This window comes from Enterovirga sp., from assembly GCF_028290205.1.
Lineage (GTDB): Bacteria > Pseudomonadota > Alphaproteobacteria > Rhizobiales > Beijerinckiaceae > Enterovirga.
Genome location: NZ_JAQGKF010000135.1, coordinates 14,094 through 28,168, shown reverse-complemented (window position 1 = coordinate 28,168; position 14,075 = coordinate 14,094). Strand labels below are relative to the sequence as shown.

Annotated in this window: 14 protein-coding genes; 6 read left to right on the top strand and 8 right to left on the bottom strand. The window is 70.0% G+C overall.

Translation table 11 applies throughout. The features are described from left to right. The first annotated feature begins 143 nt into the window (after positions 1-143). From JWR86_RS09590 to JWR86_RS09570, 5 genes are all read left to right on the top strand, one after another. The gene (locus tag JWR86_RS09590) at positions 144-1,001 is read left to right on the top strand and encodes an outer membrane beta-barrel protein (protein WP_299564219.1); all 858 of its coding nucleotides are present in this window, start codon (positions 144-146) and stop codon (positions 999-1,001) included. 232 nt (positions 1,002-1,233) lie between these two features. Further along, positions 1,234-1,878, top strand: coding sequence for a 50S ribosomal protein L25/general stress protein Ctc (locus JWR86_RS09585; RefSeq protein ID WP_299564216.1), 645 nt, complete (start codon positions 1,234-1,236; stop codon positions 1,876-1,878). A 27-nt stretch (positions 1,879-1,905) separates the two neighbouring features. After that, positions 1,906-2,475, top strand: coding sequence for an aminoacyl-tRNA hydrolase (gene pth, locus JWR86_RS09580; protein WP_299564212.1), 570 nt, complete (start codon positions 1,906-1,908; stop codon positions 2,473-2,475). A 57-nt stretch (positions 2,476-2,532) separates the two neighbouring features. After that, positions 2,533-3,630 carry a redox-regulated ATPase YchF gene (gene ychF, locus JWR86_RS09575; RefSeq protein WP_299564208.1) on the top strand — a complete coding sequence of 366 codons (1,098 nt, stop codon included), beginning with the start codon at positions 2,533-2,535 and terminating at the stop codon, positions 3,628-3,630. A gap of 6 nt (positions 3,631-3,636) precedes the next feature. Then, positions 3,637-4,647: a MaoC/PaaZ C-terminal domain-containing protein gene (locus JWR86_RS09570; RefSeq protein ID WP_299564205.1), complete on the top strand. Its 1,011-nt coding sequence runs from the start codon at positions 3,637-3,639 to the stop codon at positions 4,645-4,647. 31 nt (positions 4,648-4,678) lie between these two features. Here JWR86_RS09570 and mtnA read toward each other — a convergent pair whose 3' ends face one another. Both mtnA and JWR86_RS09560 read right to left on the bottom strand, forming a co-directional pair. Beyond that, positions 4,679-5,773, bottom strand: a complete 1,095-nt coding sequence (gene mtnA, locus JWR86_RS09565; protein ID WP_299564202.1) for an S-methyl-5-thioribose-1-phosphate isomerase — start codon at positions 5,771-5,773, stop codon at positions 4,679-4,681. 10 nt (positions 5,774-5,783) lie between these two features. Beyond that, positions 5,784-6,314, bottom strand: coding sequence for an adenine phosphoribosyltransferase (locus JWR86_RS09560; RefSeq protein ID WP_299564199.1), 531 nt, complete (start codon positions 6,312-6,314; stop codon positions 5,784-5,786). Between JWR86_RS09560 and JWR86_RS09555 the strand changes: the two genes are divergently transcribed. Then, positions 6,301-6,564: a hypothetical protein gene (locus JWR86_RS09555; protein ID WP_299564196.1), complete on the top strand. Its 264-nt coding sequence runs from the start codon at positions 6,301-6,303 to the stop codon at positions 6,562-6,564. The two genes, JWR86_RS09560 and JWR86_RS09555, sit on opposite strands and share 14 nt — an antisense overlap. A 7-nt stretch (positions 6,565-6,571) precedes the next feature. On the opposite strand, the gene JWR86_RS09550 is transcribed toward JWR86_RS09555, so the two are convergent. The 6 genes from JWR86_RS09550 to JWR86_RS09525 form a co-directional block, all read right to left on the bottom strand. Next, the gene (locus JWR86_RS09550; protein ID WP_299564193.1) at positions 6,572-7,450 is read right to left on the bottom strand and encodes an S-methyl-5'-thioadenosine phosphorylase; all 879 of its coding nucleotides are present in this window, start codon (positions 7,448-7,450) and stop codon (positions 6,572-6,574) included. A 126-nt stretch (positions 7,451-7,576) separates the two neighbouring features. Beyond that, a complete protein-coding gene (locus tag JWR86_RS09545; RefSeq protein WP_299564190.1) occupies positions 7,577-8,479 on the bottom strand; it encodes a cytochrome c1 in 903 nt (300 codons plus the stop codon). 27 nt (positions 8,480-8,506) lie between these two features. After that, positions 8,507-9,790: a cytochrome b N-terminal domain-containing protein gene (locus tag JWR86_RS09540; protein ID WP_299564187.1), complete on the bottom strand. Its 1,284-nt coding sequence runs from the start codon at positions 9,788-9,790 to the stop codon at positions 8,507-8,509. A gap of 22 nt (positions 9,791-9,812) precedes the next feature. Then, positions 9,813-10,382 (bottom strand): ubiquinol-cytochrome c reductase iron-sulfur subunit, encoded by a 570-nt coding sequence (gene petA / locus JWR86_RS09535; protein ID WP_299564184.1) that lies wholly within the window; start codon positions 10,380-10,382, stop codon positions 9,813-9,815. Positions 10,383-10,580: 198 nt separating this feature from the next. Next, on the bottom strand, positions 10,581-11,978 hold the full coding sequence (locus JWR86_RS09530) for an MATE family efflux transporter (RefSeq protein WP_299564181.1): 1,398 nt from the start codon (positions 11,976-11,978) through the stop codon (positions 10,581-10,583). Between the two features lie 105 nt (positions 11,979-12,083). Continuing rightward, positions 12,084-13,940, bottom strand: coding sequence for an ABC transporter ATP-binding protein (locus tag JWR86_RS09525; RefSeq protein WP_299564178.1), 1,857 nt, complete (start codon positions 13,938-13,940; stop codon positions 12,084-12,086). Positions 13,941-14,075: the final 135 nt, after the last annotated feature.

Here is a 14,075-nt window from a genome sequence, read left to right as displayed (position 1 = left end):
CAAGTCTGTTTCGCGCCGTACCCGTCCAGCAACGTGAAGGTTAATGGGTAAGGTTAAGCCCCGCTTAACCCTCCTCTGCGAAGGTCCCTCCGTCAACCGGCGTAGCCCCGCGATCGGCCGCGCCAGAACTGAGGGACCCTGCTATGGGCAGCTTGAAAGTCTACGCTACTGTGGCGGGATTTCTCGCGGTCGCGACGTCGGTGACGACGGCGCGGGCGGCTGATCTCCTGCCTCCCCCCCCGCCGATGCCCGCCTACGAGCCGATCGCTGAGGATCTCGGCGGCTGGTATCTTCGCGGCGACGTGGGGGTGAGCCATTACGAAGGCAGCAAATTCAAAAGCAGCGACTACCCGGGCGCCGTGTTCTTCGGCGAGGATTTCGGCTCCGGCGCCTTCGCGGGCGGGGGCGTCGGCTACCGCTTCAACAGCTGGTTCCGGGCCGACGTCACGGGTGAATACCGCTTCTCCACCGGCATCCAGGTGCGCGACCGCGAGACCTTCTCGTCCGGCGGCTACCAGATCACCTCGCACGAGAAGACCAAGGGCGATTACGCCGCGGCCGTGGTCCTGGCCAACGGCTATGTCGACCTCGGCAGCTGGTACGGCATCACGCCGTTTGTCGGCGCGGGCGTCGGCTGGGCCTATCAGCGGCTCCACAATTTCGAGACCTCCACCCTCAACATCTACGACAGCCCGGGCATTCCGGTCGGCGTGAGCGGGGGCACTCTGCGGGACAAGAGCAAGGGCAACTTCGCCTGGGCTCTCCATGCCGGTCTCGGCTACGACGTGACGCCCAACGTGAAGCTGGAACTGGGGTACCGCTACCTCAACTTCGGCAGCACCCGGACGGGCCAGATCGACTGCTTCTGCGGCGCGAGCTACCAGGGCCTGAAGGTCAAGGACCTCGAATCGCACGACGTGAAGCTCGGCATGCGCTGGGCCCTCGGCGGCGGTGTCGCGGCCCCGGCCTACGAGCCCGAGCCCCTGATCCGCAAGTACTGAACCGGCGGCCCGGCTTGCCGGGCGGCACGATACGGCGCGGAAATCCTCCGCGCCGTTTGCGTTTTCCAGGCTGGCGCCATGTTGCGCCCCAAGAGACTTTGCCGCTATAGCGTCGCGCTCGCGTTCCGGCACCCTTGGAGGCCGTGGATGGCGAGGCGGACCGGCGCGGCCGGGGACCGCATGACGGAAGGGCCGCCTTTGGGGCGGCCTTCGATTTTTTCGGAGAGATGCCATGAGTGCTGTGAAAGAGCTCAGGGCCGTGGCGCGTGACCGGGTCGGCAAGGGGGCCGCCCGGGCTGTGCGTCGAAGCGGCCAGACCCCGGCCGTGATCTATGGCGGCGGCGACGCCCCCGCCCCGATCGCGCTGGACGCAAACGAGATGCGCCTGCTGATTTTCGGCGGCCATTTCCTGACCACGATCTTCGAGGTCGAGGTCGATGGCCGCAAGACGCGCGTCATCCCGCGCGACTACCACCTGGACCCGGTCAAGGACCTGCCTCTGCACGTCGACTTTCTCCGGATCACCGCCGGCCAGACCATCACGGTCGAGGTGCCGGTCCACTTCCTGCACCAGGACACGGCGCCCGGCATCAAGGCCGGTGGCGTGCTCAACGTCGTGCGCCATGCGATCGAGGTCGAAGCTCCGGCAGACCAGATCCCGGAGGCGATCGAGGTTGACCTGTCCGGCGTGGAGATGGGCGATTCGGTGCATATCTCGGCCGTCACCCTGCCGCCGGGCGTGAAGCCGACCATCGACCGCGACTTCACCATCGCGACCATCGCGGCCCCGGCCGGGCTCGGCGCCAAGGCCGAAGCGCAGGACGCCGCGGTCAGCCAGGCGGCCAAGGCCGAATCCGACGCCGCCAAGCAGGGCTAGTCGGCCGGCCTCCAGCCGGTCGCCACCATGCGGCTCTTCGTCGGACTCGGAAATCCCGGCTCCCGTTATGCCGGGCACCGGCACAATGTCGGCTTCATGGCCATGGACGCGATCGCTCGCGCCCACGCGGCGGCGCCCTGGCGCCGCCGCTTCCAGGGCCAGAGCAGCGACGCGGTGATCGGCGGCGAGAAGGTGATCCTGCTCAAGCCCGAAACGTTCATGAACGATTCGGGCCGGGCGGTCGGCGAGGCGCTGCGCTTCTTCAAGCTGGCCCTGCCCGACGTGGTCGTGTTCCACGACGAGCTCGACCTGCCACCCGGCAAGCTCCGGGTGAAGCAGGGCGGCGGCAATGCCGGTCACAACGGCCTACGGTCCATCACGGCGCTGTGCGGCAACGATTATCGCCGCGTCCGCATCGGCATTGGCCATCCGGGCCACAAGGACCTGGTCCACGGCTATGTCCTGCGCGATTTCGCGGTGGACGAGCGGCTGTGGGCGGAGGATCTGCTACGGGCCGTGGCGGAGGCCGCGCCGCTCCTCGCCACGGGCGACGATGCCGGCTTCCAGAACAAGGTCCATCTGGCGACGACCGCCTGACCCGCCCTGGCGCGCGGCGATCCGAGTGGACGCCCAACCTGAGAAAGACCCGGCACCATGGGCTTCAAATGCGGCATCGTCGGCCTGCCGAACGTCGGCAAATCGACGCTCTTCAATGCCCTCACCCAGACGGCGGCCGCCCAGGCCGCGAACTACCCGTTCTGCACCATCGAGCCGAATGTCGGCGAGGTCGCGGTGCCGGATCCCCGGCTGGACGCGCTGGCCGCGATCGCGGCCTCGCGTGAGATCGTGCCGACCCGCCTGACCTTTGTGGACATCGCCGGCCTCGTGCGGGGCGCTTCCAAGGGCGAGGGGCTCGGCAATCAGTTCCTGGCCAATATCCGCGAGGTGGATGCGATCGCACATGTCGTGCGCTGCTTCGAGGACCCGGACGTCACCCATGTCGAGGGTGCCATCCACCCTCTCGCCGATATCGAGACGATCGAGACAGAGCTGATGCTGGCTGACCTCGACAGCCTGGAGCGGCGCGTCATCGCCCTGGAAAAGCGCGTGCGGGGGGGCGACAAGGAGGCCAAGGAGACGCTGGACCTCGTGGCCAGGTCGCTCGTGCTGCTGCGCGAGGGCAAGCCGGCCCGGCTGGTGGCCCGCAAGCCGGACGAGGAGCGCCTGTTCGCCTCGCTCGGCCTGCTGACCTCGAAACCCGTTCTCTACGTCTGCAACGTCGAGGAGGCCTCCGCCGACCGCGGCAACAGCCGCTCGCAGGCGGTGATGGACTGGGCCGCCAAGGAGGGCGCCAAGGCCGTTGTGGTTTCGGCCAAGATCGAGAGCGAGATCGCGGTGCTGCCGCCGGACGAGCAGCGCGACTTCCTGGAAGCCGTGGGGCTCGAGGAGCCCGGGCTCAACCGCGTCATCCGGGCCGGCTACGACCTGCTCGGCCTCGTCACCTACTTCACCGTGGGTCCCAAGGAGGCCAGGGCCTGGACCATCACCCGGGGCACGCGCGCGCCCCAGGCCGCGGGCGTCATCCATACCGATTTCGAAAAGGGCTTCATCCGGGCGGAGACCATCGCCTACCCGGACTACGTGGCCCTCAAGGGCGAGGCCGGCGCGCGCGACGCCGGCAAGCTCAGGCTCGAGGGCAAGGAGTACCAGGTGGCCGACGGCGACGTGCTCCATTTCCGCTTCGCGAACTGACCCGCCGTGCCCGACATCTTCTTCGAGGACCTGCAGATCGGCGCCGTCCGGTCCTTCGGCGCCGTCCCGGTGCGGCGCGGCGACATGGTCGCCTTCGCACGCGAATTCGATCCGCAGCCCTTTCACCTCGACGAGGCGGCCGCCGCCGCGGCCCCGCCCGGCCGGCTGATCGCCTCCGGCTGGTATAGCTGCGCGATCCTGATGCGGCTCTTCTGCGACGCCTGGCTGCTGCGCGCGGCCTCGCTCGGCGGCCCCGGGGTCGAGGAGGTGCGCTGGCTGCGCCCCGTGGCGGCTGGGGACGTGCTCAGCCTGCGCCAGCGCATCCTGGACACCCGCGTCTCGCGCAGCCGCCCCGAGATGGGCCTTGCGACGCTCGAGAGCGAATTGCTGGACGCCGCCGGTACGCCCGTGCTGCGCATGCGCCACATCGGCATGTTCGGCCGGCACGACGGCGGCGGGGCCCCGCCCTCCCCCGTCCCGGCCACCGCTGGCGCCGCCCGGGCCGCCCCCGAGCGGCTCGACAGGCTGCCCGAGCCCGAGGATCCCGCCCTGGCGCCGCGCTGGCTCGACGACATCGAGATCGGCCGACGGGTGGATCTCGGAACCTACCATTTCGGGCGCGAGCGCTGCATCGACTTCGCCCGGGACTACGACCCGCAGCTCTTCCACCTCGAGGACGAGGCCGCGGCCGCCGGGCCCTTCGGCCGGCTCGCCGCCTCGGGCTGGCACACCGGCGCGGCCTGGATGAACCGCTTCGTGGCGCGGCTCGACCGCATTGCGGCGGCGGGCGGGCGGCCCCGAACCAGCGTTTCGCCGGGCCTGCGCGACCTGCAATGGCTGAAGCCGGTCTTCGCCGGCGACACGATCCGGTTCACAACCGAACCGGCCGAAACCCGCCCCCTCGCCTCCCGCCCGGGTTGGGGGCTGGTGACCAGCCGTAACGCGGGCTGGAACGAGGCCGGCGACAAGGTCTTCGCCTTTACCGGCATGGCCTTGTGGCAGATGCGGGCCGGCTGAGCCGCCGCCTCGCCGGCGTCTAGCCGCCCGTCTAGCGGCCCGCTTCGTCCGGGAACAGCTCCGCCAGACCGTCGCGGCTCGCAGCCGCGATGCCGCGCTCGGTGATGATGCCCGTGACCAGCCGGGCCGGCGTCACGTCGAAGGCCGGATTGGCGGCCGGGCTGCCCGGGGCCGAGACCTGCACGGTGACGAGATCGCCGGCGGCGCTCCGGCCCGTCATGTGGGTCACCTCCTCGGCGCCGCGCTCCTCGATCGGGATCTCGGCGACGCCGTCCTGGAGCGTCCAGTCGATGGTGGAGGCCGGAAGCGCCGCATAGAACGGCACGCCGTTGTCGCGGGCCGCGAGCGCCTTCAGGTAGGTGCCGATCTTGTTCGCCACATCCCCGGTTGCCGTGGTGCGGTCCGACCCGACGATGCAGAGATCGACGCGGCCGTGCTGCATCAAGTGGCCGCCGGCATTGTCGGCCACGATGGTGTGCGGAACGCCGTGCTGGCCGAGCTCGAAGGCCGTCAGCGCCGCGCCCTGGTTGCGAGGGCGGGTCTCGTCCACCCAGACATGAATCGGCACGCCGGCCTCGTGCGCAGCGTAGACCGGGGCGAGAGCGGTGCCCCAATCCACCGCCGCGAGCCAGCCGGCATTGCAATGGGTGAGGACATTCACCGTCCGGCCGGTACGGTCGTGCGCGGCCCGGATCAGCGCCGCACCATGCCGGCCGATGGCCCGGCAGGTCTCCACATCCTCCTCGGCCATGGCCCCGGCGAGCCGATAGGCCGCCGCGACGCGGTCGTTCACGTCCGGCCGCCGCAGGGCTGCGGCCATCCGGTCCAGCGCCCAGCGCAGGTTGACGGCCGTGGGACGCGTGGCCGCCAGTGCCGCGACGGCCCGGCTCAGCCCCTCCTCGGACGCGTCCTCCCGCATGGCGAGCGCGACGCCATAGGCCGCCGTGACGCCGATCAGCGGCGCCCCCCGCACCACCATGGTCCGGATGGCGACAGCGGCGTCCTCGACCGTCTCCAGCCTGCGCCAGGCGACCGTGTGCGGCAGCCGCGTCTGGTCGAGCACCTCCACCGACAGGCCGTCCTGGCCGAGGCGGATGGTGCGGGTGGGGACGCCGTCGACGTTCATCGGCTGGACCTCAATGCCCCTCGAAGCTGATCAGGGTCCTGACTTCGACGCCGTCCGCCCTGAGCTTGTCGGCCCCGCCGAGCTCGGGCAGGTCGATCACGAAACAGGCGGCCACGATCTCGGCGCCGAGCTGGCGCAGCAGCTTCACGGCGGCCCCGGCCGTGCCGCCGGTGGCGATCAGATCGTCGACCAGGATCACGCGCTCGCCCTCGACCAGGGCGTCGGCATGCATCTCCACCTCGTCCTCGCCGTATTCCAGCAGATACGAGACCCGGACGGTGGTGTGGGGCAGCTTGCCCTTCTTGCGGATGGGCACGAAGCCGGCCGAGAGCTGGTGCGCCACCGCGCCGCCCAGGATGAAGCCGCGTGCCTCGATGCCGGCCACCTTGTCGGCCTTGCCGCCCGCATAGGGATGCACGAGCTCGTCCACGGCGCGCCGGAAGGAGCGAGCATCCCCGAGCAGGGTCGTGATGTCCCGGAACATGATCCCGGGCTTCGGGTAATCCGGGATGGTGCGGACCACCGCCTTGAGGTCCCTCATCGACGACTCCATCCCCACCCCCAATATGCTCCTGACGCATTGCGCGCGGAGCCCGTCCATGGCCGATCCGAATTCCTATCGCACGACCATCACCGACATCGACATCCCGTTCGGCCGGCTGGTGGCCTTCATGGTCAAGGCGAGCCTTGCCGCCATTCCAGCCGCCATCATCGTGGCCGTGATCTTCTGGCTTCTGGCGACCGTTCTCGGGGCCCTGCTGGGTCTCCCGTTCCGGGGCATGCCCTACTGAGCCAACGTCACGCCCGGCCGAGTACGCGGCCCGCCACGGCGTCGAGCCGGGCCAGCAGGGCGGGGTCGCGCGCCCCGGGCGCCGTCATGATGGCGTGTTCGAGGGCCCGGTCCGACCGGACCGGGCAGGGCTCGTGCTCGGCCGGGAAATCGCGCGCCAGCCGGGCCAGCAGCCGGGCCGCGTTGCCAGCATTGGCCCGCGCCACCGCGATCACGTCGGACACCTCGACCGCCTCGTGCCCCGGGTGCCAGCAATCGTAGTCGGTCACCATGGCGACGCTCGCATAGGTGATCTCGGCCTCGCGGGCGAGTTTGGCCTCCGGCATGTTGGTCATGCCGATGACGTCGTAGCCGGCCGCCCGGTAGCCGAGCGATTCGGCGAGCGAGGAGAATTGCGGCCCCTCCATACACAGGTAGGTGCCGCCCACCGAGACCTCGATTCCCTCGGCGGCCGCCGCTTCGGCGAGACGCTGCTGCAATCGCGGCCCGACCGGATGGGCCATCGACACATGCGCCACGCAGCCTGCGCCGAAGAAGGATGTCTCGCGCCGGAAGGTGCGGTCGACGAACTGATCCACCAGCACGAAGCGGCCTGGCGGGAGGTCCTCCCGGAAGGAGCCGCACGCCGAGACGGAGACGAGGTCGGTCACGCCGGCCCGCTTCAGGACGTCGATATTCGCCCGGTAGGGGATGTCGGAGGGAGAGAGGCGATGGCCGCGGCCGTGCCGGGGCAGAAACACGACCCGCGTGCGGCCGATCCGGCCGAGCCTGAGGGCGTCGGAGGGCTCGCCCCACGGGGAGGCGATGCGCTCTTCGCGGACATCCTCCAGCCCCGGCAGGTCGTAGACCCCGGAACCGCCGATCACGCCGAGGACAGCCTCTGTCATGTCGGGACGATCCTTGCGGTGCGGGGAAGCGCGTCCGCCGGCCGCATCACCTGTCGGGCTCTGCGGCGCGGGGTCCCAGATCGGCCCGGCCGGGACGGGCCCGGCCGGGTCAGAGTGTCGTCAGGATCAGCCCGTCGGGCCGAGCGGCGCAGTGCCCGGCAGGCCCTCGGCCTCGCCGCCCACCTTCGCCCAGACCTTCTTCTTGGCGTACCACATGCCGGCGCCGAGCACGGCGAGGAAGATCAGGGCCATGAACCCGGTGCGCTTGCGCTGCTCGAGATGCGGCTCGGCCGCCCACATCAGGAAGGCCGACACGTCCCGGGCGTATTGATCGACCGTCTCGGGCACGGGCGACTTGCCGTCGGGGCCCTTCGGATACTCGATCTGGCCGTCCGAATTGAGCGGCTTCGGCATGGCGATGACGTGGCCAGGGAAGTACTTGTTGTAATGCCCGCCCGGCGGAACCGTGACGCCGGCCGGCGGCTCCTCGTAGCCGACCAGCAGCGCCTTTACGTAATCGACCCCGTGCTCCTGGTAGGACAGAAACGGCATCGCGTCGAAAACGAACCACGGGAAGCCGCGCTCGAAGCCGCGCGCCTTGGCGATCAGCTGCAGGGGCGGCGGCGCCTTGCCGCCGTTCGCGGCCGCGGCGGCGTTTTCGTTCGGGAAGGTCCAGGGCAGGTTGTCAGCCGGCCGGGCCGGCCGCTCGAACATGTCGCCGGCGTCGTTCGGGCCGTCCTGCACCTTGTACTCGGCCGCCAGCGCCGTGACCTGCGCCGTCGAGAATTGCGGGCCGCCGTTCTGGGCCAGGGTCCGGAACGGGATCTTCAGCTGGTGGCAGGCCTGACAGGCCTCCCGGTAAACCTTGAAGCCGCGCTGCAGCTGAGCGCGGTCGAACGTCCCGCTGATGCCCGAGAAGGTCCAGCTCTGGCGCGGCGGCTGCGGGGTGCCCTCGGCCGCCGAGGCGGCCTGAGACAGGGCAAGCCCGAAGCCGAGAGCGAGGGCTGCGACGAAGCGGCGTGAGGTCATTGGCCTGTGATCCGAACGCGCCACGATTCAGCCCTTGATCGAAGGTTCGGCGGCAGCGCCGACCGGAAGCCCCGCGCCGCCGCCCTTGCGGCCCGCATGGACGGTTTCGAGGATCGAGGATGGCAGCGGCTTCGGCGTCTCGAACAGGCCGAGCAGCGGCAGCACCACGAGGAAGTGGATGAAGTACCAGGCCGTGCAGATCCGGGAGGCGATCACGTAGCCTCCCTCCGCCGGCTTGGCGCCGAGCCAGCCGAGCAGCACGCAGACCACGCAGAACGCCCAGAAGAACTGGCGGTAGAGCGGCCGGTAATTGGCCGAACGCACGCGGGAGGTGTCGAGCCAGGGCAGGAAGGCCAGCACCACGATCGCGCCACCCATGGCCAGCACGCCGCCGAGCTTGTCCGGGATGGCCCGCAGGATCGCGTAGAACGGCAGGAAGTACCATTCCGGCACGATGTGGGCCGGCGTCACGGCCGGGTTGGCCGGGATGTAGTTGTCGGCATGGCCGAGATAGTTCGGCACGAAGAACACCCACCAGGCGAAGAACATCACGAACACGATGGTCGCGAACAGGTCCTTGATGGTGGCGTAGGGCGTGAACGGCACCGCGTCCTTGCCGGACTTGATCGGCACGCCGGTCGGATTGTTCTGACCCACCACGTGCAGCGCCCAGACGTGCAGCACGACCACGCCGGCGATCATGAACGGCAGCAGGTAGTGCAGCGCGAAGAAGCGGTTCAGCGTCGGGCTGCCGACCGAGTAGCCGCCCCACAGCAGGGACACGATGGTGTCGCCGACGAGCGGGATGGCCGAGAACAGGTTGGTGATGACCGTGGCGCCCCAGAAGGACATCTGACCCCAGGGCAGGACGTAGCCCATGAAGGCCGTCGCCATCATCAGCAGGAAGATGATCACGCCGAGGATCCAGAGAATCTCGCGCGGCGCCTTGTAGGAGCCGTAATACATGCCCCGGAAGATGTGGATGTACACCGCGATGAAGAACATCGAGGCGCCGTTGGCGTGCAGGTAGCGCAGCAGCCAGCCGTAATTCACGTCGCGCATGATGTGCTCGACGGATTCGAACGCCCTGGTCGCCTCCGGAACGTAGTGCATCGCAAGCCACACGCCGGTGACGATCTGCGCCCCCAGCATGAAGATCAGGATGGCCCCGAAGGTCCAGAAATAGGTCAGGTTGCGGGGAACCGGGAAGGCGACGAAGGAGGAATGCACCAGGCCGGCGATCGGAAGCCGGCTCTCGAACCACTTCGCGGCGGCGCTCTTCGGCACATAGGTGGTGGCATGCTGGCTCATGACGTCGCCCTGGTCTTCAGCTTCACGCGGCCGCGGTCTTCGTGGCGGTCTTGGATTCTTCGCCGATCCGGATCTTCGTGTCGGACACGAAGGTATAGGGCGGAACCGGCAGGTTGATGGGCGCGGGGCCCTGGCGGATGCGGCCCGACGTATCGAAGACCGAGCCGTGGCAGGGGCAGAACCAGCCCTTGAACGCGCCCTCGTTGCCGAGCGGCACGCAGCCGAGATGGGTGCAGTTGCCGTAGACCACGAGGAAGTTGGCGTGGCCCTGCTTCACGCGGGCTGAATCGGGCTGCGGATCCGGCAGGGTCGCGACGTTGACGTCCTCTGCGGCCTTGATCTCGGCATCCGTGCGGTGACGGACGAAAATCAGCTTGCCGCGCCAGAACACCTTCACGATCTGCCCGGCCGCGATCGGCCCGAGATCGACCTCGACAGGCGCACCGGCCGCCACCGTCTGGGCGTCGGGCGCGAGGGCGGCGACAAAGGGCCAGGCCACGGCGGCCGCGCCCACGGCGCCGACGGCGCCGGTCGCGATCAGGAGGAAGTCGCGTCGCGTGGCTGGGGGGGCTGCGGTTGCAGTCGTGGCCAAGGTCAAGCTCCAGGCGGGTCCAGGACGGTCCGGGACACGGACGCGACCAATGTGCCGCGGGAGCCCCGGAACGCGGCGGCACAGAGCCTTCGCCCTGGTGTCGACGCAATGCGGCGGTGGGTCGCCGACCGGGTCTTTGGCATGGTTCAAAAGCCCTGTCCACGCTTCGCGCGGCCGTTCCACACCGGCTGAGCCGGGTTAATCCCCGGCCCTGCGGGTCAGTCCCAAACGGTCACGCCGGCTCCAGCGCCAGAGCATCAGGGCGGACACCACGGCGAGGCCGGCCGCGAGCCCGGTCCAGACCCCCGGCCCCCTGAAGCCGAGCGGGAAGGCGAGCGCAAAGCCGAGCGGCGCGCCCACGCCCCAATAGCCGAGAGCGGCGTAGATCATGGGAATGCGCGTGTCCTGGAGACCTCTGAGCATCCCGGCGCCGACCGTCTGCGCGCCGTCGGCGATCTGGAACAGGGCCGCGAGGGCCAGCAGCAGGACGGCCAGCCCCGCCACTTCGGGATGGGCCGCCGTGTCGATGAAGGCGGCCACCAGCGGGCCCGGGGCGACGAACAGGATCAGCGCCGTGCTGCTCATGAACGCGACGGCCAGGCCGAACGCGATCCATCCGGCGCGGCCCACTCCCTCTCGTTCGCCCGCCCCGAAGGCCTGCCCGACCCGGATGGTCGCTGCCTGCCCCAGTCCCAGCGGCACCATGAAGCAGAGCGCCGCGATCTGCAGCGCGATGGCGTGGGCGGCCAGTTCCGTGGTGCCGAGCGCGCCCATCAGCAGGCCGGAGCCGTTGAACAGGCCGACCTCGAGGGCGAGCGTCGCACCGATCGGCAGGCCGAGCCGCCACACCCTCCGGAAGCGCGGCCAGTCCGGCCGCCAGAAACGGCCGAAGATGTGGAAGCGGCGAAAGCCCCGGTCGAAAGCCAGCACGAGGCACAGCGCGACAAGGCCGAGCAGCGTGGTGGCGGTGGTCGCGATGCCGGCGCCCACGAGCCCGAGCGGCGGAATGCCGAATCCGCCGGAGATCAGCAGCGCGGCCAGCCCGCCGTTCACCGGAACCCCCAGCAGCGCGATGGCGAGGCCCCAGCCGGGCCGGCCGATGGAAGCGATAAACAGCCGCAGCACCAGAAAGGCGAGGCTCGGCAGCAGCGCCCAGAGAAGAGCCCGGAGATAGAGCCCGGCTTCGGCCGCAAGAGCCGGATTTTGCCGCAGCAGGACCAGCAGGGGTTCGCCGGCCGCCAGGAGTGCCATGGCCGGGATGCTGGCCGCCACCGCGACCCACAGCCCCTGCCGAACGGTGCGCCGGATCTCCCGCACCGCGTGGCGGCGCCGCCCGAATTCCTCGGCCACAAGGGGCGACACCGCCGACAGCAGCCCGATCAGGGCGATGAACACGGCATGGTACAGGTTTGTGCCGAGCGCCGCGGCAGCCAGCTTCTCGGCCCCGAGGCGCCCGACCAGCACCACGTCGATCGTGGTCATGGCCGTGCCGGCGAGGTTCGACAGGATCAGGGGCCAGGCCAGGCTGATCGTGGCGAGCGCCTCGACGCGCCACGGCCGCGGCCGGCGCGGAGGATGGCTCTCGGGTGGGGACATGAGCGCTTCTAAGCGGGCCGGTGGGACGAGGGAATGGCGCACGCGCCCCGGTTCGGGACGAGCGCCGGGACGCGACGTCGGGGGAGCGCCGACCCGCCCCGCGCTCTATTCAGCGGCTTCCGCGCCCCTCGGCTCCTCGCCCAGGAAGCCACCAGATTGCCGGTGCCAGAGCCGGGCATAGAGGCCGCCGCGGGCCAGGAGCTGGGCGTGGCCGCCCTCTTCCACGATGCGTCCCCCCTCCACCACCACCAGCCGGTCCAGCGCCGCGATGGTGGAGAGCCGGTGGGCGATGGCGATCACGGTCTTGCCGGCCATCAGGGAGGACAGCGAGTCCTGGATCGCGGCCTCGATCTCGGAATCGAGGGCCGAGGTCGCCTCATCCAGCACCAGGATGGGCGCGTCCTTGAGGATCACGCGGGCGATGGCGATTCGCTGACGCTGGCCGCCCGACAGCTTCACGCCGCGCTCGCCGACATGGGATTCGTAGCCGCGCCGGCCCCGGTGGTCCTCGAGTGCTGCGATGAACGCCTCGGCATGGGCGAGCCGCGCGGCCCGCTCCACATCGGCCTGCGTCGCGCCGGGCCGGCCATAGGCGATGTTGTCCCGGATGGAGCGGTGCAGGAGCGAGGTGTCCTGCGTCACGACGCCGATCTGCCGCCGCAGCGAATCCTGCGTCGCGGCGGCGATGTCCTGCCCGTCGATCAGGATGCGGCCGCTCTCGAGATCGTGCAGCCGCAGCAGCAGCGACGTGATGGTGGTCTTGCCGGCACCGCTCGGACCGACGAGCCCGACCTTTTCGCCCGGCCTGATGGTGAGGGAGAAGCGGTCCAGGATGCCGTCCTGGCGGCCGTAGTGGAAACTCGCCTCCTCGAAGCGGATCTCGCCGCGCGTCACGGCCAGCGCCGGCGCGCCCGGCCGGTCGGTGATGGCGTGCGGCCGGGCGATGGTGGCCATCGCCTCCTGGATCACGCCGACGTTTTCGAACACGCCCCGGACGGTCTGCATGACCCAGCCCGACATGGCCAGAATGCGCATCACCAGGGCGAGCCCGGCCGCCGCCTCCCCGCCCGTCATGCGGCCGTTCGACCAGAGCCAGACCGAGAGGGCGCCGACCGCGAACAGCAGCAGGCTGTTCAGCACCGAGAGCGCCGCCGTGACGCCGGTGATCAGCCGCATCAGATCCAGAAACGCGGCCATCCAGCGGGCCAGCGCGTCCCGGACTGAGGAGCGCTCGTCGTCCGCCCGCGCAAACAGCTTCACGGTCAGGATGTTGGTGTAGCTGTCGACCACGCGGCCGACTGTGACGGAGCGCGCATCGGCATTGGCCAAGGAGCGGACCTGCGCGCGCGGCACGAAAAACCACATCAGCCCGAGATAGGCCGCCATCCAGAGCGCCATGGGCAGGGCGAGCCAGAGCGAGATCGAGCCGAACAGGCCGAGGGCGGCCAGCGCGAAGATGCCCACATAGGTCAGCGTGTCGAGCACGGTGACGGCAACCTCGCGGATGGCCGGTCCGACCTGGGTGACACGGTTGGCAAGCCGGCCGGCGAAATCCGCCTGGAAATACCCGACCGCGTGGCCGAGCGTGTAGGCGTGCGTCCGCCAGCGGATCATGGTCGTGGCTTGCGGCACGATGATCTGGTTCGAGATCGCCTCGTGCGCAGCGTGAAACAGCGGCCGCAGCACCAGCACGAGCACGGCCACGAGGACGAGTTCGGTGCCGTGCTCGGCGAAGAAGGTGGCCGGGTTGGACCGGACCAGCAGGTCCACGAACCAGCCGATCAGCAGGTAGAGACCGGATTCCAGTACGCCCACGGCCACCGACGCCCCGAACAGGACGAGCAGCCACCAGCGGATGGGCCGCAGATAGGCCCAGGCGAAGGGCGCCACCTTGCCGGGCGGCATTTTGGCGTCGTCGAACGGCGCGAAGGGATCGATGAGGGTCTCGAGGCGGCGCAGCATGGAAATCCGGGCAGGATGACGGTCCGGCAGGGATGACGGTCCGGCAGGCGGGTCGGTCGCCGGCAACTCGCCGGCGGTCCGACGGTTCGCGGACGCGGCCCTATGCCTCTTCACGATGGCGGCACGGTGGTCGGC